This is a genomic window from Jannaschia rubra, assembly GCF_001403735.1.
Classification (GTDB): domain Bacteria; phylum Pseudomonadota; class Alphaproteobacteria; order Rhodobacterales; family Rhodobacteraceae; genus Jannaschia; species Jannaschia rubra.
The window spans coordinates 33,771-59,504 of record NZ_CXPG01000011.1 but is presented as its reverse complement, the minus strand read 5'-3'; the positions used below and the strand labels follow the sequence as shown (position 1 = coordinate 59,504).

The 25,734-nt window shown below is 68.0% G+C and carries 25 protein-coding genes; 14 read left to right on the top strand and 11 right to left on the bottom strand.

The window, feature by feature from the left end; genetic code table 11:
- The first annotated feature begins 18 nt into the window (after positions 1-18).
- Complete coding sequence (locus JAN5088_RS02475) at positions 19-1,248, top strand: multidrug effflux MFS transporter (RefSeq protein WP_055681232.1); 1,230 nt, start codon at positions 19-21, stop codon at positions 1,246-1,248.
- A 54-nt stretch (positions 1,249-1,302) separates the two neighbouring features.
- Positions 1,303-1,764: an SRPBCC family protein gene (locus JAN5088_RS02470; RefSeq protein ID WP_055681231.1), complete on the top strand. Its 462-nt coding sequence runs from the start codon at positions 1,303-1,305 to the stop codon at positions 1,762-1,764.
- A gap of 27 nt (positions 1,765-1,791) precedes the next feature.
- Here the strand turns inward: JAN5088_RS02470 and JAN5088_RS02465 are convergent, their stop codons facing one another.
- From JAN5088_RS02465 to JAN5088_RS02435, 7 genes are all read right to left on the bottom strand, one after another.
- Entirely contained in the window at positions 1,792-2,460 is a 669-nt protein-coding gene (locus JAN5088_RS02465; RefSeq protein WP_055681230.1) for a thermonuclease family protein, read from the bottom strand.
- A gap of 59 nt (positions 2,461-2,519) precedes the next feature.
- Positions 2,520-3,416: a DMT family transporter gene (locus JAN5088_RS02460; protein ID WP_055681229.1), complete on the bottom strand. Its 897-nt coding sequence runs from the start codon at positions 3,414-3,416 to the stop codon at positions 2,520-2,522.
- 39 nt (positions 3,417-3,455) lie between these two features.
- Positions 3,456-4,049 carry a LysE/ArgO family amino acid transporter gene (locus tag JAN5088_RS02455; RefSeq protein ID WP_055681228.1) on the bottom strand — a complete coding sequence of 198 codons (594 nt, stop codon included), beginning with the start codon at positions 4,047-4,049 and terminating at the stop codon, positions 3,456-3,458.
- 48 nt (positions 4,050-4,097) lie between these two features.
- Positions 4,098-4,748 (bottom strand): DUF998 domain-containing protein, encoded by a 651-nt coding sequence (locus JAN5088_RS02450; RefSeq protein WP_055681227.1) that lies wholly within the window; start codon positions 4,746-4,748, stop codon positions 4,098-4,100.
- A 36-nt stretch (positions 4,749-4,784) separates the two neighbouring features.
- Positions 4,785-5,528: a YebC/PmpR family DNA-binding transcriptional regulator gene (locus JAN5088_RS02445; protein WP_055681226.1), complete on the bottom strand. Its 744-nt coding sequence runs from the start codon at positions 5,526-5,528 to the stop codon at positions 4,785-4,787.
- A 36-nt stretch (positions 5,529-5,564) separates the two neighbouring features.
- Positions 5,565-7,487 carry a TRAP transporter permease gene (locus JAN5088_RS02440; RefSeq protein ID WP_055681225.1) on the bottom strand — a complete coding sequence of 641 codons (1,923 nt, stop codon included), beginning with the start codon at positions 7,485-7,487 and terminating at the stop codon, positions 5,565-5,567.
- A gap of 61 nt (positions 7,488-7,548) precedes the next feature.
- Positions 7,549-8,520 carry a TAXI family TRAP transporter solute-binding subunit gene (locus tag JAN5088_RS02435; RefSeq protein ID WP_055681224.1) on the bottom strand — a complete coding sequence of 324 codons (972 nt, stop codon included), beginning with the start codon at positions 8,518-8,520 and terminating at the stop codon, positions 7,549-7,551.
- A gap of 140 nt (positions 8,521-8,660) precedes the next feature.
- Here JAN5088_RS02435 and JAN5088_RS02430 point away from each other — a divergent pair, with 140 nt between their 5' ends.
- From JAN5088_RS02430 to JAN5088_RS02420, 3 genes are read left to right on the top strand one after another with little or no spacing between them, the layout of a single operon-like run.
- Positions 8,661-10,445: an SLC13 family permease gene (locus tag JAN5088_RS02430; RefSeq protein WP_055681223.1), complete on the top strand. Its 1,785-nt coding sequence runs from the start codon at positions 8,661-8,663 to the stop codon at positions 10,443-10,445.
- Positions 10,446-10,488: 43 nt separating this feature from the next.
- The gene (locus JAN5088_RS02425; RefSeq protein ID WP_055681222.1) at positions 10,489-11,283 is read left to right on the top strand and encodes an MBL fold metallo-hydrolase; all 795 of its coding nucleotides are present in this window, start codon (positions 10,489-10,491) and stop codon (positions 11,281-11,283) included.
- 4 nt (positions 11,284-11,287) lie between these two features.
- Positions 11,288-12,214 (top strand): AEC family transporter, encoded by a 927-nt coding sequence (locus tag JAN5088_RS02420; RefSeq protein ID WP_055681221.1) that lies wholly within the window; start codon positions 11,288-11,290, stop codon positions 12,212-12,214.
- A 9-nt stretch (positions 12,215-12,223) separates the two neighbouring features.
- On the opposite strand, the gene JAN5088_RS18120 is transcribed toward JAN5088_RS02420, so the two are convergent.
- On the bottom strand, positions 12,224-13,024 hold the full coding sequence (locus JAN5088_RS18120; protein WP_082429781.1) for a transglycosylase SLT domain-containing protein: 801 nt from the start codon (positions 13,022-13,024) through the stop codon (positions 12,224-12,226).
- Between the two features lie 349 nt (positions 13,025-13,373).
- Here JAN5088_RS18120 and gatB point away from each other — a divergent pair, with 349 nt between their 5' ends.
- The 3 genes from gatB to JAN5088_RS02400 all read left to right on the top strand — a co-directional run bounded on the left by gatB (position 13,374) and on the right by JAN5088_RS02400 (position 16,721).
- Positions 13,374-14,888 carry an Asp-tRNA(Asn)/Glu-tRNA(Gln) amidotransferase subunit GatB gene (gatB, locus tag JAN5088_RS02410; RefSeq protein WP_055681220.1) on the top strand — a complete coding sequence of 505 codons (1,515 nt, stop codon included), beginning with the start codon at positions 13,374-13,376 and terminating at the stop codon, positions 14,886-14,888.
- Between the two features lie 84 nt (positions 14,889-14,972).
- Entirely contained in the window at positions 14,973-15,287 is a 315-nt protein-coding gene (locus JAN5088_RS02405) for a c-type cytochrome (RefSeq protein ID WP_055681219.1), read from the top strand.
- Positions 15,288-15,428: 141 nt separating this feature from the next.
- Entirely contained in the window at positions 15,429-16,721 is a 1,293-nt protein-coding gene (locus tag JAN5088_RS02400) for a PQQ-dependent sugar dehydrogenase (protein ID WP_074962638.1), read from the top strand.
- Positions 16,722-16,800: 79 nt separating this feature from the next.
- Here JAN5088_RS02400 and JAN5088_RS02395 read toward each other — a convergent pair whose 3' ends face one another.
- Entirely contained in the window at positions 16,801-17,061 is a 261-nt protein-coding gene (locus tag JAN5088_RS02395; RefSeq protein WP_055681336.1) for a BolA family protein, read from the bottom strand.
- A gap of 88 nt (positions 17,062-17,149) precedes the next feature.
- On the opposite strand from JAN5088_RS02395, the gene JAN5088_RS02390 reads away from it, so the two are divergent.
- Entirely contained in the window at positions 17,150-17,764 is a 615-nt protein-coding gene (locus JAN5088_RS02390; RefSeq protein WP_055681218.1) for a DnaJ domain-containing protein, read from the top strand.
- A 3-nt stretch (positions 17,765-17,767) separates the two neighbouring features.
- Here the strand turns inward: JAN5088_RS02390 and JAN5088_RS02385 are convergent, their stop codons facing one another.
- Complete coding sequence (locus tag JAN5088_RS02385; protein WP_055681217.1) at positions 17,768-18,934, bottom strand: T6SS phospholipase effector Tle1-like catalytic domain-containing protein; 1,167 nt, start codon at positions 18,932-18,934, stop codon at positions 17,768-17,770.
- A gap of 107 nt (positions 18,935-19,041) precedes the next feature.
- Between JAN5088_RS02385 and cobS the strand changes: the two genes are divergently transcribed.
- On the top strand, positions 19,042-20,028 hold the full coding sequence (gene cobS / locus JAN5088_RS02380) for a cobaltochelatase subunit CobS (protein WP_055681216.1): 987 nt from the start codon (positions 19,042-19,044) through the stop codon (positions 20,026-20,028).
- Positions 20,025-20,711 (top strand): hypothetical protein, encoded by a 687-nt coding sequence (locus JAN5088_RS02375; RefSeq protein ID WP_055681215.1) that lies wholly within the window; start codon positions 20,025-20,027, stop codon positions 20,709-20,711. The genes cobS and JAN5088_RS02375 overlap by 4 nt, the downstream gene beginning before the upstream one ends.
- 55 nt (positions 20,712-20,766) lie before the next feature.
- Here JAN5088_RS02375 and JAN5088_RS02370 read toward each other — a convergent pair whose 3' ends face one another.
- Entirely contained in the window at positions 20,767-21,480 is a 714-nt protein-coding gene (locus tag JAN5088_RS02370) for a hypothetical protein (RefSeq protein ID WP_055681214.1), read from the bottom strand.
- 129 nt (positions 21,481-21,609) lie between these two features.
- Between JAN5088_RS02370 and cobT the strand changes: the two genes are divergently transcribed.
- From cobT to JAN5088_RS02355, 3 genes are all read left to right on the top strand, one after another.
- Positions 21,610-23,475, top strand: coding sequence for a cobaltochelatase subunit CobT (gene cobT / locus JAN5088_RS02365; protein WP_055681213.1), 1,866 nt, complete (start codon positions 21,610-21,612; stop codon positions 23,473-23,475).
- A 77-nt stretch (positions 23,476-23,552) separates the two neighbouring features.
- Positions 23,553-25,328, top strand: coding sequence for an aminopeptidase P family protein (locus tag JAN5088_RS02360; RefSeq protein WP_055681212.1), 1,776 nt, complete (start codon positions 23,553-23,555; stop codon positions 25,326-25,328).
- A gap of 57 nt (positions 25,329-25,385) precedes the next feature.
- On the top strand, positions 25,386-25,727 hold the full coding sequence (locus JAN5088_RS02355; RefSeq protein ID WP_055681211.1) for a DUF427 domain-containing protein: 342 nt from the start codon (positions 25,386-25,388) through the stop codon (positions 25,725-25,727).
- Positions 25,728-25,734: the final 7 nt, after the last annotated feature.

Below are 25,734 nucleotides of genomic sequence, written 5' to 3'. Positions count from 1 at the left end.
TCGGCGTAGCAAGGCCGGATGGCCACCCTGACCGACCCCCCGTCGCTGCGCCCCGTCCGCAGCCCGCCGCATATCCTGACGCTGGTGGCGCTGGTGGGGGTGTCGACCCTGTCGATGAACCTGTTCCTGCCGTCGCTGCCGGCGATGGCGGCCCATTTCTCGACCACCGATGCGATCATGGGCCTGTCGGTCGGGCTGTATCTGGCGGTCAACGCCGTGCTGCAACTGTTCGTGGGGCCGGTGTCGGACCGCTATGGCCGACGCCCGGTGATCCTGACGGGGCTGGTGCTGTTCATGCTGGCGACGCTGGGGTGTCTCTGGGCGCCGACCATCGGCATCTTCCTCGCCTTCCGCATGGCGCAGGCCTTCGTCGTGGCGGCGATGGTGCTGTCGCGGGCGGTGGTGCGCGACCTCTATCCGCAGGACAAGGCGGCGTCGATGCTGGGCTATGTCACCATGGGCATGTCCGTGGTGCCGATGCTCGCGCCCTACGTGGGCGGGGTGCTGGAGACGTCCTTCGGGTGGAAGGCCAACTTCTGGCTCCTGCTGGCGGCGGGCGCCGGACTGTGGCTGCTCACGTGGCGCGACCTGGGCGAGACGGCGCCGCGATCCACCGCGAGCCTGTTCGCGCAGGTCCGGCAGTATCCGGCGCTCCTGACCTCGCGCCGGTTCTGGGGTTACTGCGCGGCCTCGGCCTTCGCGTCGGGATCGTTCTTCGCCTACCTGGGCGGAGCGCCCTTCGTCGGGCGACAGGTCTTCGGCATGTCGCCCGAGACACTGGGCCTGTTCTTCGGCGCGCCGGCGGTCGGCTACATGATCGGCAACGGCATCTCGGGTCGGTATTCGGCGATCTACGGGATCGACCGGATGATCGTGACGGGATGCCTGGGTCAGGCCGGGGGGCTGGTGGCGCTGGCCTTGCTGACGGCGAGCGGGTTCACGTCGCATTGGGTGTTCTTCGGCTTCATGACGTTCCTCGGGCTCGGCAACGGGTTGGTCGTGCCCAATGCGACGGCCGGGATGCTTTCGGTCCGACCCCATCTGGCGGGGACGGCATCGGGGCTGGGCGGGGCGATGATGCTGGGCGTCGGCGCGGCGATGTCGGTGATTGCGGCCTGGTTGACGCAGGCCGCATCCGGGACGCTGCCGCTTCTGCTGCTGATGGTGGCGTCGGGGATGTGCGGTCTGGCCGCGATCGTCCTGACCATCCGGCGCAACCGGCAGGTCGCATCGGGTTCCGGCTTGTGAACACGCCACTCCATCTGCCATGACTGTCGCGACAGGACGAGGGGGAGAGCCGGGATGGAACTGACGGGAACGCGCATCATCGCCGCGCCGCGCGACGTGGTCTGGGCGCGGCTGAACGACGCCGACACCCTGCGCGCCTGCATCCCCGGATGCTCGGAGTTGACCGGCAACCCGGACGACGGGTTCGAGGCGGTGGTGACGCAGAAGGTCGGGCCGGTGAAGGCCACCTTCAAAGGGGCCGTCGTGGTAACGGATGCGCGGCCGCCCGAAAGCTATCGCATCTCGGGCGAAGGCAAGGGCGGCGTGGCGGGTTTCGCCAAGGGCGGCGCCAACGTCACCCTGGCCGAGGTCGAGGAGGGGACGGAGCTCAGCTATGCCGTCGATGCCAAGGTGGGCGGCAAGATCGCGCAGTTGGGCTCCCGCCTGATCGACAGCTTTTCGGCGAAGATGGCGGATACGTTCTTCGAGAACTTCAAGACGCAGGTGGAAGGCGGGGGCGGCGACGAAACCGCGTGAACGTCGCGCCGTAACCTGTTGGCTTTCCTACCCGCGGGCCGCGCGCCAGCCGGCGGCGCGGGCCTCCGTCTCGGAACAGAACCAGCGCTCGCCCCGGCCTTCGTCGATGCGCGTCCGGTCATAGGACCGACTGCCCGGCAAGTGATAAATGCGGCCGTTGTCGCTGATGTTTCCCTTGATGGCACAGTCGCCGTGGGGCGCGGGTGCCGTCTTGGCTGCGTTGCGGGCACGTCCCTCGGCCCGCCAGACGGCTGGGTCCACCATGTCGTAGGCCCAGAGGCCGCGCGACAGCAGGACGGCCTCCTTCTGCTGTTCGAAATACCTCGGGTCGTCGCGGTAGACGCGCGCGATGCCAAGGTGCACGAGTTCGGCGTTGATGTCGCGACCCTCGACCGAGCAGATGGCCAGGGCGCGGCCATAGACGTCGGTCTGGTGCACTTGGCAGCTCGCCTGTCGACCGTGATACAGACGCCGCGCCGCCTCCGTCGCCATGGCGCCGCAGGGCAGGACGGCATTGCCATCACTGCAGGTCTGGTCGGCTTCGGCGGCGTCGATGCCCAACAGGCGGATGGTCGCGGGGGCGCCGATGTCGATGGTATCGGCGTCGATGACGCGGACCGTCCCCGCCAGCGTCTGCGCCGCAACGGGAGCGGCGAGCATCGCCAGCAGAAGTGAACAAAGTCTGAACATGCCCATGGAATGCCGCAGGAATCGGCCCCGGACAAGTCAGAAGTTAAAATATCGTTAATGCAGCCCTATCCTTTCGTGGCCGGCGACGGCGGGGTGATGCGCCGTTTCAGCCGCGCCTCGCGCCAGGCGATGAAGCTGACCGACGCGATGATGATGAGGGCGCCGACCATGACCCAGAGGTCCGGCGACTCGTCGAAGACCGCCCAGCCGAGCAGCACGGCCCAGACCATCTGGAGGAACGTCACCGGCTGCGTGATCGACACGGGTGCCGCCGCGAAGGCGCGCGTCATCGAATAGTGGCCCGCCGTGGCGAAGGCCGCGACGAGGAACATCCACGCCACCTGCGTCGTCGTCGGCGTGACCCAGACCACAAAGGCGAAGGGCGCGAGGCCCAGCGTCACAGTCAGCGAGAGCATCCCCACGACCATCGTCGCCGAATTGCGATCCGACAGCGGCTTGGCCAGAAGATAGGACCCCCCGAACAGGATCGCGGTCACGATCATGGCGATGTGCCCCGGTTCGACCTCGCGGAAGCCGGGCCGCAGGATGACGACCGTGCCCAGAAGTGCCACGATCACCGCGCCGATGCGGCGCAGGGCCAGAGGCTCGCCCAGGAAAATGGCGGCGCCGATGGTGACGTAGACGGGGTTGAGGTAGTTCATCGCCGTGACCTCGGCGATGGGGATCTGGGTCATGGCAAAGAACCAGAGCATGACGCCCAAGGCGTGCAGCAGGCCACGTGCCGCGAACATCCCCACGTCGCGGACCGGCAGGCGCGTGGCGAACAGCGTCCGGGCGACCGGCAGCAGGAACACGAGCCCCAGCAGATAGCGCAGGAAGGCGGCTTCGGCGGCCGGCAGGCCTTGGGCGGAATATTTGACCCCTGCCGTGACGGCGATGAAGCACAGACCGGTCAGGATCATCCACATGATGCCCTGCAACGGGCGGGAGGGCGGTGTCATGCCTTTCCATGGGCCGGGGCGGGGGCATCCGCAAGGTCCTTAGCCAGAAACCAGCTTTGCGGCGATGGCCCACATGACCGCGGCGATCACGGCATCGAGCACCCGCCACGCCGCCGGGCGGGCGAACACGGGGCGCAGCAAGGCCGCGCCGTAGCCGAGCGCGAAGAAGAACACGAAGGAGGCCGTCACCGCCCCCGCCCCGAACAGGACGGGCGACGCGGCCTGCGTCGAGATGGAGCCAAGCAGAACCAGCGTGTCGAGGTAGACATGCGGGTTCAGCCAGGTCAGGGCGAGGCAGGTTGCCACCGCCCGGCCCAGCCCGCCCGCCTGCCCCTCGGGCCGGAGCGCGCCGCCGCCCCGCCACGCCGCCCAGGCCGCCCGCGCGCCGTAAGCCAAAAGGAACGCGGCACCACCCCAGCGAAAGACCGGCACGATCCACGGCACCGTCTGCACCAGGATGCCGAACCCCGCGACGCCCGCCGCGATCAGTACGGCATCCGACAGGGCACATGTCAGCACCACGGCCATCACGTGCTCGCCCCGCAAGCCCTGCCGCAGGACGAAGGCGTTCTGCGCGCCGATGGCGAGGATCAGCGAGACGCCGAGCAGGAAGCCGGAGGTGAGCGAGGTCATCGCGCCGGAATGGCGGCTCCGGCGCGACGGTGCAAGGCTGCGGTGCCGTCAGATGCGGGTCTCGATGGCGCGGGCCCGACCGATGAGCGCGAAGCCGATCGAGACGACGAACACGAAGGTGATCGCCCCCAGCATCCGTTCATAAAGACCGTCCCAGCCGGTCGGAAAGATGAAGAAGGGGGGCGCCAGCGGCACCCACAGGACAGTGACCGCGCGGCAGGACCATTTCAGCGCGGGCGCGATCCGGCCCGCCCCTTCGGACATCGCCCAGGGCACCGCCGCGAACAGCGCGCCCAGCACCCACACGAGATAGGAGTGGATTTCCCATCCCTCGCTGTCGCCGTCGCCGTATTCGTTGCGCGCGCCGATCAGGAAGACGATCAGGCCCAGCAGGATCAACCCGTAGATACCGAACGTCCATCCCCGGCCGCCCAGATGCGCGTGGGCGGCACCCACCGCACAGGCCAGAAGCGCGGCGGAATAGGCATAGATGCCCACATCCGCGATCCATTCGTATCTGCCCGCGCCAAGGTCGCTGACCGTGTCGGCGATCCAGTCGTGGTCGGGGACGACCACATCCGCGACGATCAGCATGGCGATGAAGACGGCCGGCCCCAGCAACGCAATCCACCCGAGGGTGCGCAGCAGGTGGGGGTGTTCGGGCAAAGGCCCGGCGAAGGGGTGCGGATCGACTGGCATGGACCCCAACCCGATGTGCCGGGCCGTGGTTCCGGGTCACTCGATCTGGGCCATGACCTCGTCGCTGGCTTCGAAGTTGGCGGTTACGGACTGGACGTCGTCGTCATCCTCAAGCGCGTCGAGCAGCTTCATCAGCGACTGCATCCCGTCGAGATCCAGTTCCGTCGTGGTCGTCGGCCGCCAGACGAGCTTGGTGCTCTCGCTTTCGCCCAACTGATCCTCGAGCGCAGTCGAGACGACGGCGAGGTCGGTGTCGGCGCACCAGACGACGTGGCTTTCATCGTCGGATTCCACGTCTTCGGCGCCCGCCTCGATCGCAGCCATCAACACGGTTTCCGCGTCGCCCACGGAGGCGGGATAGATCACCTGCCCCTTGCGGTCGAACATGAAGCCGACCGACCCGGTCTCACCCAGATTGCCGCCGCTCTTGGAAAAGATCGAGCGGACGGACGAGGCGGTGCGGTTGCGGTTGTCGGTCATCGCCTCGACGATGACGGCGACGCCGCCTGGGCCGTAACCTTCGTAGCGGATCTCGTCATAGGTCTCGGCATCGCCGCCCGACGCCTTGGCGATGGCGCGCTGGATCACGTCCTTCGGGACGGACTGGCCCTTGGCCTCCTTCACGGCAAGGCGCAGGCGGGGGTTCTTGTCGGGATCGGGGTCGCCCATCTTGGCGGCAACCGTGATTTCCTTGGACAGCTTGGAAAACAGCTTTGCCCTGATCTTGTCCTGGCGCCCCTTGCGGTGCTGGATGTTGGCCCACTTGGAATGGCCTGCCATGGATCTGCTCCGAAATTCAGATGAGTTCGGGGGCGTCTATACCGCCCGTGGCCGCGCTTTCGCAATCCCGGGCATGAAGGCCGCGACAAGCAGCGCCAGCGCCGCCAGCGACGGCAGCCACCCCGGCAGGAGCGCGAGGACGGCGATCCCGATCCAGACCCCCGAGGATGCGATGCCCAGCCGCCAGACCGGCTGGCCCGCGAACAGCGCCGCGAAGGCGAGCACGAAGACGGCGCCCGACAGGATGGCATGGGCGATTGCCTCCGGCCCGCCGTTCAGCAGAAGGCCCGGGTAGGCCAGGAACAGCATGGGCAGCGCATAGGCCGTGCCGCCCAGCCGCAGGGTGTCGCGCGCCACGCGGAGCCAGGGCGCGTCGGCGATGGTCGCTGCGACGAAGACAGCGACGCAGACGGGCGGCGTGATGACCGAGAGCGCGGCATAGTAGAGCACGAAGATATGCACCATCAGCGGGTCCAGCCCCTGCTGGATCAGAACCGGCGCGAAGACGGCGGCAACCAGCACGTAAGCGGCCGAGGTGGGCAGACCCATCCCGGCGATCAGGCAGACGCCCGCCATGATGACCGCGATGATCCAGATGTTGTCGCCCGCGAGGTTCAGGATCTGCGACGTCACCGCCACGCCCACGCCGGTCAGGTTGACCATCGCGACGAAGACCTGCGCCGCGACCAGCAGGATGCCCACGATCACCACGCCCTTGCCGCCGTCCTGCAAAGCGCGGATCAGGGTTGCGGCCACCTCGCGCGGCGTTCCGCCGCCGGTGAGCGTGGCGATGGCGTAGGCGACGATGATGCCGATCATCCCGAAGCAGGCCGTCAGTTCGATGGAATTGCCGTTCCAGATGCCCCAGGCCAACCCGCCGACCCCGGCCAGGATGGGCGCCATCCGTCGCCAGTTCAGCGCGGCGCGCCAGTCGGGCAGGTCGTCCTGCGCCACCCGCCCCAGCCCCTGCCGTTTGGCGATCAGATGGACGGTGGTGAAGACGCCGAGGTAGAAAAGAAAGGCGGGGATGAAGGCCACCGCTGCGATGGTCCAGTAGTTCACGCCAACGAGTTCGGCCATCACGAAGGCCGCCGTGCCCATGATCGGCGGGGCGAGCTGGCCCCCGGTGGACGCCACCGCCTCGACCGCGGCGGCGAAGGGTGCGGGGTATTTCAGGCGCTTCATCAGCGGGATGGTGAAATTGCCCGTCGTGGCGATGTTGGCGACGGAGGAGCCGGAGATCGAGCCGAACAGGCCGCTGGCGATCGTGGCGATCTTGGCCGCACCGCCCGGCGACGCGCCGCCCGCGCGGGCCGAGAGGTCGAAGAACGTCTGCCCCGCCCCCGTGTGCAGGAGCAGCGCGCCGAACAGGATGAATGCGGCCAGCGTGGTCGAGGCGATGGAGACCAGCATTCCCCACAGCCCCCGGTCGGACAGGAACATGACCTCGGTGATGTAATAGACGTCGAAACCCCGGTGGCCGAACGATCCGGGGATGGCCGCACCGAAATAGGCATAGGCCACCATCGCGCCCACGATCACCGGGAAGACGAGCGACGCCGACCGCCGTGCAAGCTCCAGGATAACCAGAAGCGTGCCGAACCCCAGCCAGGCGTCGAGCGGTTCGGCGAAGGGCAGGCCCGTCATGATTTCGGTGAAGTTGGCGATCACGTATCCGGCCGATACGCAGACCCAGGCCGCCATGCCGAGGTCGATCAGGATGCCCAAGCCTCGCCACCGGCGGCTGCGTCCCAGCGGGAACAGCATCACGCCCATGCAGGCGATGAGGGCCACGAAGATGGCGCGCTGCACCAGCGTCTCGAACGCGCCGAAGAAGGAGGTGTAGAAGACGAACAGCCCCACGAACAGCGACAGCGCCGCGATCCCCCGTTCGCGCAGCGTCTGCGGCAGCTTTTCGGCCGCGGTCGCCTCGGCCGTGTTGATATCCTGGCTCGTCATCTGCGCCTCTTGAGCAAACGGCCCGCGCCGGTCGTGCGGCGCGGGCGATGGTGACGCGGCCTCAGCCGGCGGGCCGCAGGCGGTCGGGCACCTCGTAGCCGTTCTCCTCGAACCAGCGGATCGCGCCGGGATGCAGAGGCGAGGTCGCGTATTGCAGCGTCTGCTCCGCGAGGTTCAGCCCCTTGACGGCCGGAAAGGCAGTGGCCTGCTCGACCTCGTCCTCCATCACGACCTTGACCAGGTCATAGGCGGTCTGCTCGTCCAGTCCGGGCCGCGCCGAAACCCCGATCATGAAGCCCCAGGTCCGGTAGGGGCCGGAGTTCTCCATCTCGCCGCCGGGCATGTCCACGATGCTGAGTTCCGGCAGTTCGGCCTGGATGGTGGCGACCTGATCCTCGGACAGGCCCAGCACCTGAAGCGGCGTGAACGCGGCGATGTCGGTGGTCAGCGCATCGAACCCGGTACCGACGGCGGACTTGATGAAGCCGATGGCACGGTCGTCCTTGATGGCCGCGGCCAGTTCGCCGTTCGATCCGCGCACCCATTCCGGCGCGATCCCGAAGGCGGCCATGACATCCTCGGACGTCGCCTCGGTCGAGGAGCCGCGCTGCCCCGGCCCCATCCGGCGACCTTCTAGTCCGGCCAGTTCCGTCACGCCGCTATCCTGACGGACGGTCACGTTCTGAGGCGCGAGCGAATAGGCCCACAGGAGGAGCGAGTCGATGGCGCCATCCTCGAACGTCTTGACGCCCTTGTTGGCGTGATAGAGCGCCGAGGTGGTGATGAGGCCGATGTCGAGTTGCCCCCGCTCCATCCGCTTGAGGTTGTCGACCGTCGCACCCGTCTCGACCACACTGGCCTGATAGGTGTCCGGGTAGGCGTTGTTCACGATCTTGGCGAGCGCGGCGAAATAGGCGTAATGCGCCGACTGCGCGTTCGACGCCCCGAACGCCAGACGGTCCTGCGCGGCTGCCGCCAGCGGAGCTACCGATAGTGCCAGCGCCGCGGCAATGGCGTGTTTCAGTCCGGTCATCAGATGTCCTCCCCTTGATTTCCCGCTGCCACGATCCTTGCATACGATTGCAAAGTCAATGCGCGCCATCGCCGATCCCGTGTTTGCCCGCCGGCCCGACGCAGGCTAGACCGTGGTCGACCCAATGGGATCGCGCCCGCATGACCACCGACCAGATCATCCTTTTCGCCCTGTTCGGCGGCGTCTTCGCCATGCTGCTCTGGGGGCGGTTTCGATATGACATCGTGGCCTTCTCGGCCCTGCTGCTGGGCGTGATCCTGGGCGTTGTGCCGAAGGAGGATGCGTTTCTGGGTTTCGGCCATCCGGCGACCCTCGTGGTCGCGCTCGTCCTGATCGTCTCGGCGGGGCTGGTGCGCTCGGGGGCGGTGTTGCTCATCACGCGCACGCTCGTGGACGCGGGGCGCGGCGTGGGGCGGCATATCGCAATCATGGGCGGCATCGGCGCGGTTCTGTCGGCCTTCATGAACAACGTCGCCGCGCTTGCCCTGCTGATGCCGGTCGACATAGCCACGGCGCGCAAGGCGGGGCGGCTGCCGGGAAAGACGCTGATGCCGCTGTCCTACGCCACGATCCTGGGCGGGACCGTCACCCTGATCGGGACGCCGCCCAACATCGTCATCGCGGGCATCCGGCGCGACCAGCTGGGTGAGAGCTTCGCCATGTTCGACTTCGCGCCCGTCGGTCTGGTGACGACGCTGGCGGGGCTGATCTTCGTGGCGGTGCTGGGCTGGCGGCTGATCCCCGACCCCGAGGGCGCACAGGCGCAGGGTGGCGCGGTGGCCGATCAGAAGGCGCGCTTCGTCGCCGAGCTCACGGTCCCCGAGGGGAACCGCCGTGTGGGGCAGAAGGTCAACGCCCTCTACGAGACGGCAGACGAGACCAACGTCCACATCATCGGCCTGCTGCGCGAAGGCCGCCGCATGTTCGGATCGTCGCGCGACGTCACGATCCAGGCGGGCGACGCGCTGGTGCTGGAGGCGGACCCGGATGCGCTGGACGAGTTCCGTGCAAGCGAGTCGCTGGAGTTTTCGGACGACCGACGGATGACCCTGCTCGACGAGGCCGAGCAGGGCTTGTCGCTGATCGAGGTCGTCGTGCGCGACGACAGCCGCATCAACGGCAAGTCTGCGCAGGCCATCGGTCTGGCCTGGCGGCAGCGCACCGTCCTCATGGGCATTTCCCGCCGCGGCCGCCGCATCACCGAGCGCCTGCGCCGCGAGAGGATCCAGGCCGGCGATATCCTGCTGCTGCTCGCGCCCGCCGAACAGGCGGAAGAAGTGGTGGACTGGCTGGGCGCCCTGCCCCTTGCCGACCGCGGCCTTGCCGTCACCGACAACAAGAAGGTCTGGCCCGCGGTGGGGGCCTTCGCCGCCGCGGTGGCCGCGGCCAGCTTCGGAATGGTCGATCTGACCGTGGCGCTCGGCGTGGTCGTGACCGTCTATGTCGTCGCCCGGATCGTGCCGCTGCATCAGCTCTACGACAGCGTGGAATGGCCGGTGGTGGTGTTGCTCGGCTCGATGATCCCTCTGGGTTCCGCGCTGGAGACATCGGGCGGCACCGAGCTTATCGCCGGGTGGCTGGGCGCACTGACGGCGGGACAGCCGGCCTGGGTGGCGATGCTGCTTCTGATGGTGGTGACGATGGTTCTGTCAGCGGTGCTCAACAACACGGCGACGGCCATCGTGGCGGCGCCGGTGGGCATCCAGATGGCCCGCGCCCTCAACGTGAATCCGGACGCCTTCCTGATCGCCGTGGCGGTCGCCGCGTCCTGCGCGTTCCTCACGCCCATCGGACACAAGAACAACACGCTGATCCTGGGGCCGGGCGGATACCGCTTCGGCGACTACTGGCAGATGGGGCTGCCGCTGACGCTGGTGATCCTGGCGGTGTCGCTGCCGGCGACGCTGTTCTTCTGGCCGCTGTGACGGACGGCTTGCCCCTCGCCTTCCGCCGTCGCATGTAGCGGGCATGACGCTGCGCTTCACCATCCTCGGCTGCGGGTCCTCCGGCGGCGTGCCCCGGTTGGGCGGCCACTGGGGCGACTGCGATCCGGACGACCCGCTGAACCGCCGCCGCCGCTGTTCGCTTCTGGTCGAGCGCATCGGAGGAAACGGCATCACCCGCGTCCTGTTCGACACATCGCCCGACATGCGGGCGCAGCTTCTGGATGCGGGCGTGGGCGCGCTCGACGGCGTGGTCTGGACGCATTCCCACGCGGATCATGTCCACGGCATCGACGACCTGCGGATGATTGTCTTCAACCAACGGCAACGGCTGGACGTCTGGGCCGACGACGACACCTATGCCGCGCTGAACGAACGCTTTCGCTATGTGTTCGAGACGCCCGAAGGGTCGCACTACCCGCCCATCCTGACCCGACACCCGATGGCTGGGCCCATCACCATCGACGGGGCGGGCGGCAAGGTGACGGTCACGCCGATTCCGGTGGGACACGGCGATATCGACGCGCTCGGCCTGCGGGTGGGGGGGATGGTCTACATGCCCGACGTCAACACAATTCCCGACGCATCGCTGCCGCTGCTGCGGGGGATGGATGTCTGGATCCTGGACGCGCTGCGCCGCAGCCCGCATCCTTCGCACCTGTCACTGCCCGAGACGCTCGACTGGATCGACCGGATGGCGCCTGCCCGCGCGGTGCTGACGAACATGCACATCGACCTCGACCGCGCGACCATAGACGCCGAGACGCCGCCCCACGTCACCCCCGCCCACGACGGCATGGTGATCGAGCTGGAGGGGTAGCGCGTTGCAGGGCGTCCTGGCCGTCACCCTGCCGGTCTTCCTGATCATCGGGGCGGGGTACCTGGCCGTCTGGCGCGGATTGTTCAGTGCGGGTCAGGTGGACGGCCTGATGGTCTTCACCCAGCGGTTCGCCATTCCCTGCCTGCTGTTTCTCGCCATGGCCCGGCTGGACCTGAGCGAGGGCTTCGACTGGAGGCTGCTGGCGACCTACTACTCCGGCTCGCTCGTCTGCTTCGCGGCAGGCATCGCGGGCACCCTCCTCTGGCTGGGCCGCGGGGCCGAAGATGCGGTGGCCGTGGGTTTCGCTGGAATGTTCGCAAATACCGTTCTGCTGGGCCTGCCCATCGCCGAACGGGCCTATGGCACGGGCGCGTTGGCGCCGTTCTTCACCATCATCGCGTTCCACGCGGGCTTTTGCTACCTGATCGGCGTCACCGCGATGGAGGTGGTGCGCGCCGGCGGGGGCGGCCTCTTGGGCGGGCTGGCTTCGGTGGGGCGGCGCCTCGCGGGCAATTCGCTGGTGATCGGCGTCGTCCTGGGCCTGGCCGTCAACCTGACCGGCCTGCCCCTGCCCGGCCCCCTGGACGAAGCCGTCACCCTGATCGCGCGCGCGGCACTGCCGGCGGCCCTGTTCGGCCTGGGCGGGGTGCTGGTGCAATACCGTCCCGAAGGCGACAGCCGGGGCATCGCGCTCGTCTGCGGCATCGCGCTGGTGCTGCACCCGGCCTGGGCCTGGGGCATGGGTCGCCTTCTGGGGCTGGAGGATGCCCCGTTCCGCGCCGCCGTCCTGCTGGCGGCGATGGCGCCGGGGGTGAACAGCTACCTCTTCGCGGCGATCTATGGCCGTGCCGTCCGCATCGGCGCCTCCTCGGTGCTGATCGGAACGGCGGCCTCGGTCCTGACGGTCTCGTTCTGGCTGCTGATCCTCTGACGCGCGGCCCTAGCTGTCGATCGTCCCGTCGATCCAGCGCGCCGTTCCCATTCCGGTAAGGACGTTCCTGTCCAGTTCCCACGACACGAACAGCGGAACCTCATCGGCCTCGTCTGCCGGGGTGCCCAGCCAGCTTGGCCGCTGAAGCGGACGCATCGACGTCTGGATGCCGTTGCAGAAGGGCTGCGATGCAAGCCAGCCGCGCATGTCCTCGCGCTTGCGCGACGAATGGAACGGACCCCAGTCGGCGGCCACGCCCTTCATGCCGCGTGACACGACGCCATCGCGCGGCACGGTGAGATTCATGATGCGGACCGCGCATGACATGTTGAGCGCGCCATCCTTCAGCGCCTCGCCCGACTGCGCCTGGCAGCCGTAACCGCGCGCCGTCGCGGGCAGGATCTGCACGAGCCCGTACCACGCACCGCCGCCGCCGACGGCCGTGGGCCGCCAGGTGCTCTCGTGCTTGGACAGGGTCGACAGGAGGCCGGCCCAGAACGCCTTGCGGCCCCAGTCGTCGGCCTGGACGTAGGCGGGACACCATTCGCCGATGTCGGCGGGCACGGTGTCGACCAGCTTCTGCCCGTGGGTGTCGAGCGCGCGCATCGCAGCCTGCGTCCAGCGGTCGGACCCGCGAACGTGGTCCCACCGCAGGTCGGGCATCTCCTCCTCCTGCGGACGGGCGGCGGGGCGGTCGGACGCTCGCGGCGCGAAGACCGGAGCGTCGGATCGCTGCACCGACATCGTGCTGAGCGTGGTGGACAGCGTGGCAGGCGATGGGCGGTTCTCTGCCGACGCGGCAGTGGTCATGGCCAATGCAAGGCCGGCGAACAGGGTCGCGCGAAGCCCGCGAACGGATCGAATCGTTATCAAAGGGCACCCCCGGGTGACGTTTTCCATGTCTCGGACCGACGTGCTGACCGGGTACAAACCCTGCCATTCGCAGAGAATTCCGGTAGGTCGGGACTTACGGTCAGGGTGGCAGCCCGTTCCGTCGTCGCCGGGGGGATAGCATTTCATCGCTTTTGCGAAAACCGCAGGGTCCGCCGGGTGGCGATCATCAGCCGGTCGGGGCGTTTCGCCGGCGTCATTCCGCCCGCTTGCCCCCTTGGGCCCCGCGCCGTAAACCCGCCCCGTTCCCGTCCTCCCGGAGGCCCAGATGCTTGACCACGCCGCACCGACCCCGAAGCCCCGCGTCATCGCGGGCGAGAAGCACGACTGGGAACTGGTCATCGGGATGGAGGTGCACGCGCAGGTGGCGTCGAACGCCAAGCTGTTCTCGGGCGCCTCGACCGCCTTCGGGGCCGAACCCAACAGCAACGTGGCCTTTGTCGATGCCGGAATGCCCGGCATGTTGCCCGTCATCAATGAGTTCTGCGTGGCGCAGGCGGTGCGGACCGGGCTGGGCCTGAATGCCGAGATCCACCTGCGCAGCGCCTTCGATCGCAAGAACTATTTCTATCCGGACCTGCCGCAGGGCTATCAGATCAGCCAGCTCTATCATCCCATCGTGGGTGAGGGCGAAGTGCTGGTCGAACTGGGCGACGGGACCGCGCGGATCGTCCGCATCGAACGCATCCATCTGGAACAGGACGCGGGCAAGTCGATCCACGACATGGACCCCGCGCTCAGCTTCGTCGATCTGAACCGCACCGGCGTCGCCCTGATGGAGATCGTCAGCCGGCCCGACATCCGCTCGCCCGAGGAAGCCGCGGCCTATGTGACCAAGCTGCGCCAGATCATGCGCTATCTGGGGACCTGCGACGGCAACATGCAGAACGGCAACCTGCGCGCGGACGTGAACGTGTCGGTCTGCCGGCCCGGCCAGTACGAGAAATACCAGGACACGCAGGACTTCTCGCATCTGGGCACGCGTTGCGAGATCAAGAACATGAACTCCCTGCGATTCATCCAGGCCGCGATCGAGGTCGAGGCCCGGCGCCAGATCGCCATCCTGGAGGCGGGCGGAACCGTCACACAGGAAACCCGCCTCTACGACGTCGATAAGGGCGAGACGCGGTCCATGCGCTCCAAGGAGGAAGCGCATGACTACCGCTATTTCCCCGACCCCGACCTTCTGCCGCTCGAGATCGAGCAGGCCTGGGTCGACGACATCGCAGGCTCGCTGCCGGAGCTGCCCGATGCGCGCAAGGCCCGCTTCGTCGCCGACTTCGGCCTGTCGGATTATGACGCATCAGTCCTGACGGCCGACACCACCGACGCCACCTTCTTCGAGGCGGTGGTTGCCGTCGCGGGCAACGGCAAGGCATCGGCCAACTGGGTCATCAACGACCTGTTCGGGCGGCTGAAGAAGGACGATCGCGCCATCGCCGACAGCCCGGTGTCGCCGGAGCAGCTGGGCGGCATCCTGCGCCTGATCGAGGCGGGCGACATCTCGGGCAAGATCGCCAAGGACCTGTTCGAGATCGTCTATGTCGAAGGCGGCGACCCGGCCGAGATTGTGGAAGCGCGCGGCATGAAGCAGGTGACCGACACCGGCGCGATCGAGGCGGCGGTGGACGAGATCATCGTCGCCAACCCCGCGCAGGTCGAGAAGGCCCGGGCCAATCCGAAGTTGGCCGGCTGGTTCGTGGGCCAGGTGATGAAGGCCACCGGCGGCAAGGCCAATCCCAAGGCGGTGAACGATCTGGTGGCGGCGAAGCTGGGGCTTTGAGGGGGGCGTTCGCCGCCATTTTCCTTGATTGGCGCAGGAACATCGACCAATCTCGGCCGGTCGGGACCGGGAGGGGTTTGCGTGATGCGTCTGATTTTTGCGGTCGTCGGCTGTTGCATGTCGCTCGGCTCCGGACCCGTGGCGGCGCAGGATATGACGGGGGCGGAAGACCTCTATCGCGATACCTGCCGGAACTGCCACGGCCCCAAGGCCAAGGGAATGGCCAGCTTCCCCAAGCTCGCCGGTCTTGAGGAGGATTTCCTGGCGATGCGGCTGACGCAGTACCGCGCGGGCGAGAAGGTCGGGCCGAACTCCGCGTTGATGCAGCCAAACGCAATCGACCTGTCGGACGAGGAGATTGCGGACCTTGCCCGGTACATCTCCACCTCCTTCGATTGACGGCGGCGTCCGGACCCCGGTTCATGAAATGTCTTGATGCCTTGGTGTCTGCGCACCTACGCTCGGCCCTGCGGGCCTGACCCGCAGGACGGACGTCTGCCGCGCCGGCCGACGATCCGACCGTATCCAGGGAGGATGACGATGATTACCAGATCAAGCGTTGAAATCACGCTGCCGCTCACGACGGTCGTGGCCGCGCTCGCCGCTTTCGGCGCCCCCGTCGCCGCGCAGACGGGCATGAACACCAGCAACATGACGCATGAAGTCGTCCTGTCGGACCTAGACAGCCCGTGGGACATGGCGTTCCTGCCCGATGGCACGATGTTCTTCACCGAGAAATGCGACGGGCTTTCCGTTCTCATGCCGTCTGGCGAAGTCATGCCGCTTCTCGGGATGGGCGAGGCGGAAGGCTATCCGGCCAATGCCGAGGACCTTTTTTGCGAAGGTCAGGCCGGAATGAACGGCGTCGCGGTGGACCCCGACTTCGCCGAGAACCGCACGATCTACGTCTATTCCGTGTCGAACCTGTCGTCGCCGCAGACGAACCGCGTGATGCGAATGACCGTAGCCGAGGATTTCAGCGGCGTCGCCGACCGTACCGACATCGTCGATGACATCCCCTACAAGGTCGCAGCGACTGATCACCCATTCGGCGGACCCGGCGCCCACAACGGAGGGCGGCTGAAGTTCAATCCGGGCGACGGCTATCTTTATGTGACGTCGGGCGACAACCACAACAGCGAGATCCCCCAGAGCCCGACCATGATGGGCAGCAAGGTCCTTCGCATCGACCGCGACGGGAATGCCGCCCCGGACAATGCGCCGCCCGAGGGCTTCGATCCGCGGACCTATACGTACGGCCACCGCAACGTGCAGGGCATCGCCTTCCACCCCGAGACGAACACACCCATCGTCGCGGAACACGGCCCCTGGCACTCCGACGAGATCACGGTGCTTCAGAACGGCGGCAACGGCGGATGGGATCCCCGCCCGAACATGGCGGGGCGCGAGGAATGCCCGGACGACTACTGCGGCTATTCCCCCAACCAGATGGAGGGGATGAACCGCTATGAGCGCGCGGCCTTCATGCCCATGACCGACTTCGACACCTATCCCGACGCCATGCCGCCAATCTGGGACAACAACGGCTGGTCGCAGGGGACCTCCTCGGCCGAGTTCCTGACCGGCGAGCAATGGGGCGATTGGGACGGGGCCATGGTCGTGGGCATCATGGGCATCGGCTTCGGCGGCACTCCCATCGGCCAGCGCATCGACGTGATCGAGCTGTCCGACGATGGCACCTCGGTCGTGGACGTGACCGAGATGACCCTGCCGATGGAATCGGGCCGCTTCCGCTCGCTCGTTCAGGGGCCGGACGGCAGCCTCTATGCGGCCGTGGACGAAGGGATGATCCACAAGCTGACGCCGAACTGAGGCGACGCGGGCTGCGCCGTCCACTGGGGGCGGCGCGGCTTCTCATGTCATGGTCGGCACCCGTATCGTAGCGTCGGCCTCACTCTCCCTCCGACAACTCCATCGACAGCGCGTGGATGCGGTCCATCACGTCGCCCAGGGCGGCATAGACCATCCGCTGCCGCGCGACGCGGCCCTGCCCGGCGAAGGCGTCGGAGGTGATGGCGACGTGCCAGTGACTTTCCCCGCTGCCGTCGTCGCCGGCGTGTCCCGCGTGCTTGCCGCTCTCGTTCACGACCTCGAGCCGCGCGGGGGTCAGCGCCGCCTCCAGCCTTGCGCGGATCGTTGCTTCCATGGACATGATTTTCACCCCTTTTTCCTGTCAAGGCCTTCCCTCTGCCGGTGCAATGACTAAAGTCCAATGCCTCTGGCCGGAAGGGGGGACGACGATGACAAAGAACGACCCGTTCAACTTCGACATGCGTGTGTCGACGGCCAAGAAGCGCAACCCGCGTGGCCGCCGGGGCATGTCCGGCGCGGTCGAGACCTCGACCCGCGTCTGCGACCATGACGGCTGTCAGGAGCAAGGCAAGTTCCGCGCGCCCAAGTCCCGCGACACGACCGACGACTACTTCTGGTTCTGCAAGGACCATGTGCGCGAATACAACGCCAAGTGGAGCTTCTTCGACGGCGCGACCGAGGCCGAACTAGCCCGGCAGGCCCAGGCCGACGAGCGCAAGACGACCCCCTTCCGCAAGTCGGTGGAGGAGCGTGCCTGGGCCCGTCTCGGCATCGAGGACGCGCATCAGGTGCTGGGCGTCAACGCCACCCGCAACCCGGGTCGCGGCGTCGTGGGGCGCAAGCTGCCGCCGACGGAGCGCAAGGCGCTCGACATCCTGGAGGCGCGCGACGACTGGGACAAGGCTGCCATCCGGAAGGCCTACAAGGGTCTTATCAAGGTGCTGCATCCCGATATGAACGGCGGCGACCGCAGCCAGGAGGAACAGCTGAGCGAGGTCGTCTGGGCCTGGGACCAGCTGAAGGACAGCCGCAACTTCAAGTGACGGTCAGGCACGGCTGTCGCGCCATTCCTCCAGCTTCGCCGCCAGCCGCGTCAGCGGCTCCGGGCGATAGGGGCGGTACCCCGGCCCGTGGCCGTGAAAAGCCCAGCGTTCGCGCGCGGCGGTATGGACGTCGTCCAGCCGCCCCACCGCGTCGCGCGGGCCACCCATCCGGCGCATCAGGTCGGCGAACAGGCCGCCCGCGGGTTTCTCGGCGTTGAACAACGGCCCCAGCGGGTCGGCCTCTGCCGCGATGGCGGCCGCGACGACGCTGTCCCACGACAGGCCCGTCTGCTCCGCCCCTTCCATCACCCAGGCCAGCGCGATGGAGCTGAGGTCGCGGATGTCGCCGCCTCCGCCCACGGCCCCATGATCGCCCGCGAAGTGCTGCTGACGGTAGGGCGCCTCCGCCTTCCCCGCGTTCAGCGCATCGAGGTTCGACCAGAGCGTCGGACGGAAGGCACGGCGCCGTTCGTCGATGGACACCGCGTGCCGGGCGGCGCGGACCATCGGCGTCAGCGCCGTATCGTGGAAGGCGTATTTGCGGTTGATGATCGGCGCCATGGTGAAATGCCCCGGCACCCCCAGCGCACCCACCGTGTCCCAGACGCCCAGATAGGCGATGTCGAAGGGGATCGAGCGGTCGGACCCCAGCCGCGCATAGGCCGGCGCGTCGGCCGGGTCGGTCATGACCCACGGCGAATGGCGCGCGCGCCAGTCGGCATTGCGGGCCTGCCGGGCCTCCGACGTCTCGTCCCGGCGTTCGGCGTATCGGGCGACCGCCTCGGGCAGCAGGTTGAGGTCGGCGCGCGACAGAAGGCCGGTGAAGCGGATGAACCCGACGAGCGACCGCGCGGTGAAGGCCCCGCGCGAAAAGCCGAAGACGAAGACCTCGTCCCCCGGCTCATAGAGAAAGACGAGGTGGCGATACGCCTCGACCACATTGTCCAGAAGGCCCAGCCCCATCGCCCCGCCCAGCCAGCGGTCCACCGCGCGGGTCATGCGGGTGACGCCCCGCCGTCCGGTGCCCACGCCCTCGACATAAACGGGAACCTGCGTCAGCCCGTCGTCTGCCGTGGGTGTGAGCGCCTGCGCCAGCCGGACCACATTGGTTGGATGCGGCGCCTCGGCCGCGCCCCAGGTTCCGTCGCACAGGATGACGATACGTTTCATGAGCCCACCCTAGCACATCGCCGCACCCTTTGGCGGCACCCGGCCTTCCCCTTGCGGCCTGTTCCCATATGTTGCATCCGGGCGAGGCGCTGCAAGGAGACCGACGAATGGCTGACGGGAGCATGGAGAGGGACGCGATGCCCACCAGGGACATTTCGGTGCGCGAGGTCTTCGGCATCGACAGCGACATGACCGTCAAGGGCTTCGATCAGGCCGCCGACCGGGTGCCGCCCATCGACCCGACCTACAAGTTCGACCCGGACACGACGCTGGCGATCCTCGCGGGCTTCGGCTGGAACCGCCGCGTGATGATCCAGGGCTATCACGGCACCGGCAAGTCCACGCATATCGAGCAGGTCGCGGCGCGGCTCAACTGGCCCTGCGTACGCGTCAACCTCGACAGCCACATCAGCCGGATCGACCTGATCGGCAAGGACGCGATCCGCCTGCGCGACGGCGTTCAGGTGACGGAGTTCCAGGAAGGCATCCTGCCCTGGGCCCTGCGGAACCCCGTGGCCATCGTCTTCGACGAATACGACGCCGGCCGCGCCGACGTGATGTTCGTGATCCAGCGCGTCCTGGAGCATGACGGCAAGCTGACGCTGATGGACCAGAACGAGATCATCACGCCGCATCCGTCCTTCCGCTTGTTCGCCACGGCCAACACCGTGGGTCTGGGCGACACGACGGGCCTGTATCACGGCACGCAGCAGATCAATCAGGCGCAGATGGACCGCTGGTCGATGGTGGCGACGCTGAACTATCTGTCGCACGATGCCGAGACGATGATCGTGCTGGCCAAGAACCCGCACTACAACAATGAAAAGGGTCGCCAGACCATCAGCCGCATGGTGACGGTCGCCGACCTGACGCGGACGGCCTTCATGAACGGCGATCTGTCGACGGTCATGTCGCCGCGCACGGTGCTGGCCTGGGCGCAGAACGCGCAGATCTTCCGCGATATCGGCTACGCCTTCCGCCTGACGTTCCTGAACAAGTGCGACGAACTGGAGCGTCAGACGGTGGCGGAGTTCTATCAGCGCTGCTTCGACGAGGAACTGCCCGAAAGCGCGGCCTCCCTGTCGCTCGGATGATCCTGCGGGCCGCGGCGCTCGTGGCCCTGACGGCCGGAACCGCCGCCGCCCAAGGCCTGTCGCCGGCGGAAACGGACGTCCTGCCGCGGGTCATCGGCAGGCTCGACCTGAACCTCGACGAGGACCGCAACGGCTACGAGACCGCGATGCTTCTCGTGTCCGATGACGATCCCCATCTGGTCGACCTCGTCATCCTCTCCGACCGCCACGACGCCCCTGTCGAAGTTCTGGCGGTGGCGCCCGGGATCGTTTGGGATGGACCGATGTGGGGACAGGGTCCGGGGCTGGAGGCGTCCGACGCCGCTGCCGACCGGATGCAGAGTCTGCGGGTCGTCTCGGGGAACGAGGGCGTCGGAGGCACAGCCTGGAACCAGACGCTGACCATCGCCTTTCGCGAGGGACGGTTCGTTCTGGCGGGGTACGCGTTCTCGTCGCGCGACCGGCTGAACACCGCTTGGAGCCTTTGCGACGTGAACCTGCTGACCGGGGCTTGGGAAACCGGCATCGGGATCGGCGCGCTGGACGGATACGACGAGGCGGCTTCGGGTTTGGGCACGCCCGATATCCGTGAGGTATCCAGATGGGTGGCGGAGGGCTCCAGCGGAACCACCGACCGTCCCGCTGTTTGCGACGATGCCTTCAAACGGATCCGGGAATTGAGCGAGGTGCAGGTGCCGGACTGAAGCACCCGGGGCATCGGGCGCGCCTCGGCGGGGCGCGCCTTTTGTCAGTGCACGGTCAATCGCCCCGCTGTTCCAACTGGCGAAGGAACATCTGCGGCGTCATGCCGGGCGGCAGCATCACGATGGTGTTGCCCTCGGCATCCTCGACGATCTGGACGCGGTCGCCACGCCTGCGGTCGCCGCGCCGGTCATCGTCCCGGTCCCGCTCGCCGCGCATCCCGCGCTCGCCCCGCTCGTCCGGATCGCTTTGCATCCGGCGGTCGCTCCGCATCACGGGACGGTCGCCACGCCTGCGGTCGCCGCGCATGTCTTCTCCCCGCATCCCGTCCCGGCGCATCTCGCGCATGGCGCGCATCCGCATCTCGGTCAGCGCGGCGACATAGCCCTGACGATAGCCATGCTCGAACAGGTCGCGGGCGAAGGTGTCCATGTCCATGCCCCCGGGCATGTCGGCGCCGTCCATGTCGTCGGCCGCCATGTCGCTGTCGTCCGTCCCGGCATCGTCCGTCGCCGTGTCGCCCGACCCTTCGTCCGGCTCGGGGCCCGACACGTCGGGATCCTCGGCCTCGGTCCCCTGCTGGGCGGCCGGCGCCATCTGGCGGGTGATGATGCGGATGGTCGCGCCCGAATTCGGGTCGATCGATTCCGACATCCTCTCGTCGGGTCCCAGCGGCCGCATCGTGCCGCCCTCCTGCTGCGCCAGCGCCGGCACGACGAGCATCGTGGACGCAGCGAAAGCGGCGATCAGTGAAGTCCTGCAGGTTTTCATCGGTCTCTCCTTAGGTTGGGCCACCCCGCGCGGAGATGGCGCATCACCGGGGTCAACACACCAGACGCCCGGCGGTTCAACCGCGCGGACGGCTTGCCCCGAGGCGCCGAGTGCATCATCTAGAGATCCATGACCAAGCCCAGCGACAATCCGGCCGATCCGTTCAAGAAGGCGCTGATCGAAGCCACCAAGACGATGGCCGACGATCCGGACCTGACCGTCACCTTCTCGGTCGATCCGCCGGGGATGACACCGGATTCGATCCGCCTGCCGCAAATCAGCCGCCGCATGACCCGCGACGAGGTGGCGCTGGCGCGCGGCACGGCCGATTCCTATGCACTGCGGCACCGCCACCACGACGCGGGCGTCAACGCGAAATACCAGCCGCAGGGCAACATGGCGCGCGACCTTTACGACGCGATGGAGGTGGCGCGCTGCGAAGCCGTCGGCGCCCGCACCATGCCTGGCACCGCGCGCAACATCGACGCCCGCATCGGGGTCGAGGCGCAGCGCAAGGGCTATGGCGACATCCGCGACAAGGCGCAGGCCCCGCTGGCCGTCGCCGCCGGCTACTGGATCCGCCAGATGGCCACGGGGCGGCCGCTTCCGAAGGGGGCCGAAAACGTGCTGGATCTCTGGCGCGGGTTCATCGAGGAATCGACCGGCGACCGTCTGGACAACCTTCAGGCCGTGCTGGGCGACCAGCAGGCCTTCGCGCGGCTGGCCCGCGACCTGATCGCCGACCTGGGCTACGGCGACCAACTCGGCGACGACCCCGACATGGAGGACGAGGAGCAGGAGGACGAAGGCCAGGCCGAGGAGGAGGAGCCCGATTCCACCGGCGATGACGATCAGGAGGAGGATGCAGACGCCTCGCCCGAGCAGTCGCAGGAGCAGCAGGACGACCCGAGCCAGGCGCAGGTCAGCATGGACGACATGGCCGAGGAGGAGGCGGGCGAGGAAGCCGAAGTCCCCGACGCGGACGAGGCCACCGACCCGCCGCCCCCGCAGCCCGTGTCCGACGCCGATCCGACCTATACCGTCTTCACCACCGCCCATGACGAAATCGTGGGCGCCGCCGATCTGGCCGAACAGGCCGAGCTGGAACGCCTGCGCGCCTATCTCGACCAGCAGCTCGAGCCCTTGAAAGGGGCCGTCAGCCGGCTTGCCAACAAGTTGCAGCGCCGCCTGCAGGCGCAGCAGAACCGCTCGTGGGAGTTCGACCTCGAGGAGGGCATCCTCGACGCCGGGCGCCTTGCCCGGGTGGTCGCCAACCCCACCACGCCCCTGTCGTTCAAGATGGAACAGGAGGCCGAGTTCCGCGACACCTGCGTGACGCTTCTGCTGGACAACTCCGGCTCCATGCGCGGGCGTCCCATCAGCATCGCTGCGATCTGCGCCGACGTGCTGGCCCGGACGCTGGAGCGGTGCGGCGTCAAGGTCGAGATCCTGGGCTTCACCACCCGCGCGTGGAAAGGCGGGATGTCGCGCGAGGAATGGCTCAAGGCCGGTCGGCCCGCCACGCCGGGCCGTCTGAACGACCTGCGCCACATCATCTACAAGTCCGCCGATGCGCCCTGGCGCCGGGTGCGGCCCAACCTGGGCTTGATGATGAAGGAAGGACTGCTGAAGGAAAACATCGACGGCGAGGCGCTGGAATGGGCCCATCGCCGCGCCACCGCCCGACCGGAGGCGCGCAAGATCCTGATGGTGATTTCGGACGGCGCACCGGTCGACGACTCGACGCTCTCGGTGAACCCCGCGAACTACCTCGAAAAGCATCTGCGCGACGTGATCGCCATGGTCGAGAAGCGCCGCGCGGTGGAGCTTCTGGCCATCGGCATCGGCCACGACGTGACGCGCTACTACGACCGCGCCGTGACGATCACCGATGTGGAGCAGCTGGCGGGCGCCATGACGGAACAGCTCGCCGCGCTGTTCGACAGCGATCCGCGCGCACGGGCGCGGGTCATGGGCATCCGTCGGGCATCCTGATCCACAGGCTGCAGGGCGCGCTTGTTGTTGCCCCTAGCGGCCCCCCGGACTAACCCTGCGCCAACAGGAGGTTCGCCATGTTCCAATCCTTCGAGGTCACGACCCGCCCCGACGCCGCCCCGCCCCGCGTCGCCCGCCTGCGCGAGTGGATGGCGACCCGTGACCTCGACGCCTTCATCGTGCCGCGCGCCGACGCCTGGCAGGGCGAGACCGTCGCCGCCCGCGACGAACGGCTGGCCCATATCAGCGGCTTCACCGGCTCGGCCGGGTTCGCGGCGATCCTGCGGGACCGGGCGGCGGTCTTCACCGACGGGCGCTATACCGTGCAGGTCCGCGCGCAGACCGACCCCGCCACGTTCGAGACGGTCGCCTGGCCCGCGACCAAGCTCGCCGAATGGCTTGCAGGCGCGCTGCCCGATGGCGGCCGCGTGGGTTTCGACCCCATGCTGCACACCGTAGCCGAGATCGAGGCGCTGGAAGCCGTGCCGGGGATCGAGCCCGTGGCCACCGAGAACGGCGTCGACGCGATCTGGGCCGACAGGCCCCCCGCACCGCTGGGCGCGATGACGGCTTGGCCCGATGCGCTGGCCGGTCGCAGTTCGGCCGACAGGCGCGCCGACATTGCCAAGGCGCTGAAGAAGGCGGGTGTCGACAGTTTCGTGACGAACCAGCCCGATGCGGTGGCCTGGCTTCTGAACATTCGGGGTGCCGACATTCCGCGCACGCCCATCGCGCAGGCCTTCGCCCTGATCCATGCGGATGCGACGGTCGACCTGATCTGCGCGCCCACCAAGGCCGCAGCGGTGATCGGGCATCTCGGGCCGCAGGTCCGGATCGTGCCGGAGGAGGATCTGATCCCCCTGCTCGGGCGCCAGACCGGACCCGTCGGCTACGATCCGGGCACCTGCCCCGTGGCGCTCGCCCGCGCGCTCGACAAGGGCAAGCCCATGCCCGACCCCCTCGCCCTTCCCAAGGCGCGCAAGACCGATGCCGAAATCGCCGCCACGACCGAGGCGCACCTGCGCGACGGCGTGGCGATGGCACGCTTCCTTCGCTGGCTCGACCATGTGCCGGCAAGCACGACCGAGATCGACGTGGTCAAGGCGCTGGAGGGGTTCCGGCGCGAGACGGGCAAGCTGACCGACATCAGCTTCGAGACGATCGCGGGGTCGGGCCCCCATGGCGCCATCGTCCACTACCGCGTGAACGAGGCGACGAACCGCCTGCTCGACACCGACAGCGTGCTTCTGGTGGATTCCGGCGGTCAGTATCTGGATGGCACCACCGACGTCACCCGCACCATGCCGCTGGGCAACCCGTCCCGGCACATCGCCCATGCCTTCACCCGCGTCCTGCAAGGTCTCATCGCCATCAGCCGCGTCGTCTTCCCGACCGGCGTCGCGGGCGCGCATCTGGATGCGCTGGCGCGTGCGCCGCTCTGGATGGATCACCGCGACTACGACCACGGCACGGGCCACGGCGTCGGTGTCCACCTGGGCGTCCACGAAGGCCCCGCCCGGATCAGCCGGGCCAGCCTGGTCCCCCTCGAATCGGGCATGATCCTGTCGAACGAGCCGGGATACTACCGCGAGGGTGAATACGGCATCCGGCTGGAGAACCTGATGGTCGTCCGCCCGGCCGAGCGCCCCGAGGGCGGAGACGACCGCGCCATGCTGCGGTTCGAGACGCTGACCTGGGTGCCCATCGATCGCCGCCTGATCGTGACGGGCCTTCTGTCGCGGGACGAACGGGCCTGGGTCGACGGCTACCACGCCGAGGTCCTCGCGCGTATCGGCCCCCGGCTGGAGGATGCGGACCGTCGCTGGCTTGCCGTCATGTGCGCGCCGCTCTGACCCTTTCGCCCCGGGACCGGGGCCGTTAGGTTGCGCGCGACCGCAGGGAGGATCCAAATGGTTCAAGTCAATGTCTCGCCCGCCGAGGGTGTCTGGTCCGTCCGCACCGCCGACGGGTTGGTGGTCGAAAGCCGCAACGCCAAGGCGTTGACCGAAGGGGCGATGGCCCCGGTGATCTATTTCCCGCGCGAGGACGTGGCCATGGCCCTGATGGAGCGGTCGGACACAACGACGACCTGCCCGCACAAGGGGACGGCCAGCTACTATTCCTACGTCGGGCCATCGGCGACGATGGACGACGTGGCCTGGACCTATGAGGACGTGACCAACCCCGACATCAAGGCCATCGAGGGGCATCTTGCCTTCTACAGCGACAAGGTCGCCGTCGAGCAGATCTGAGCGCTTT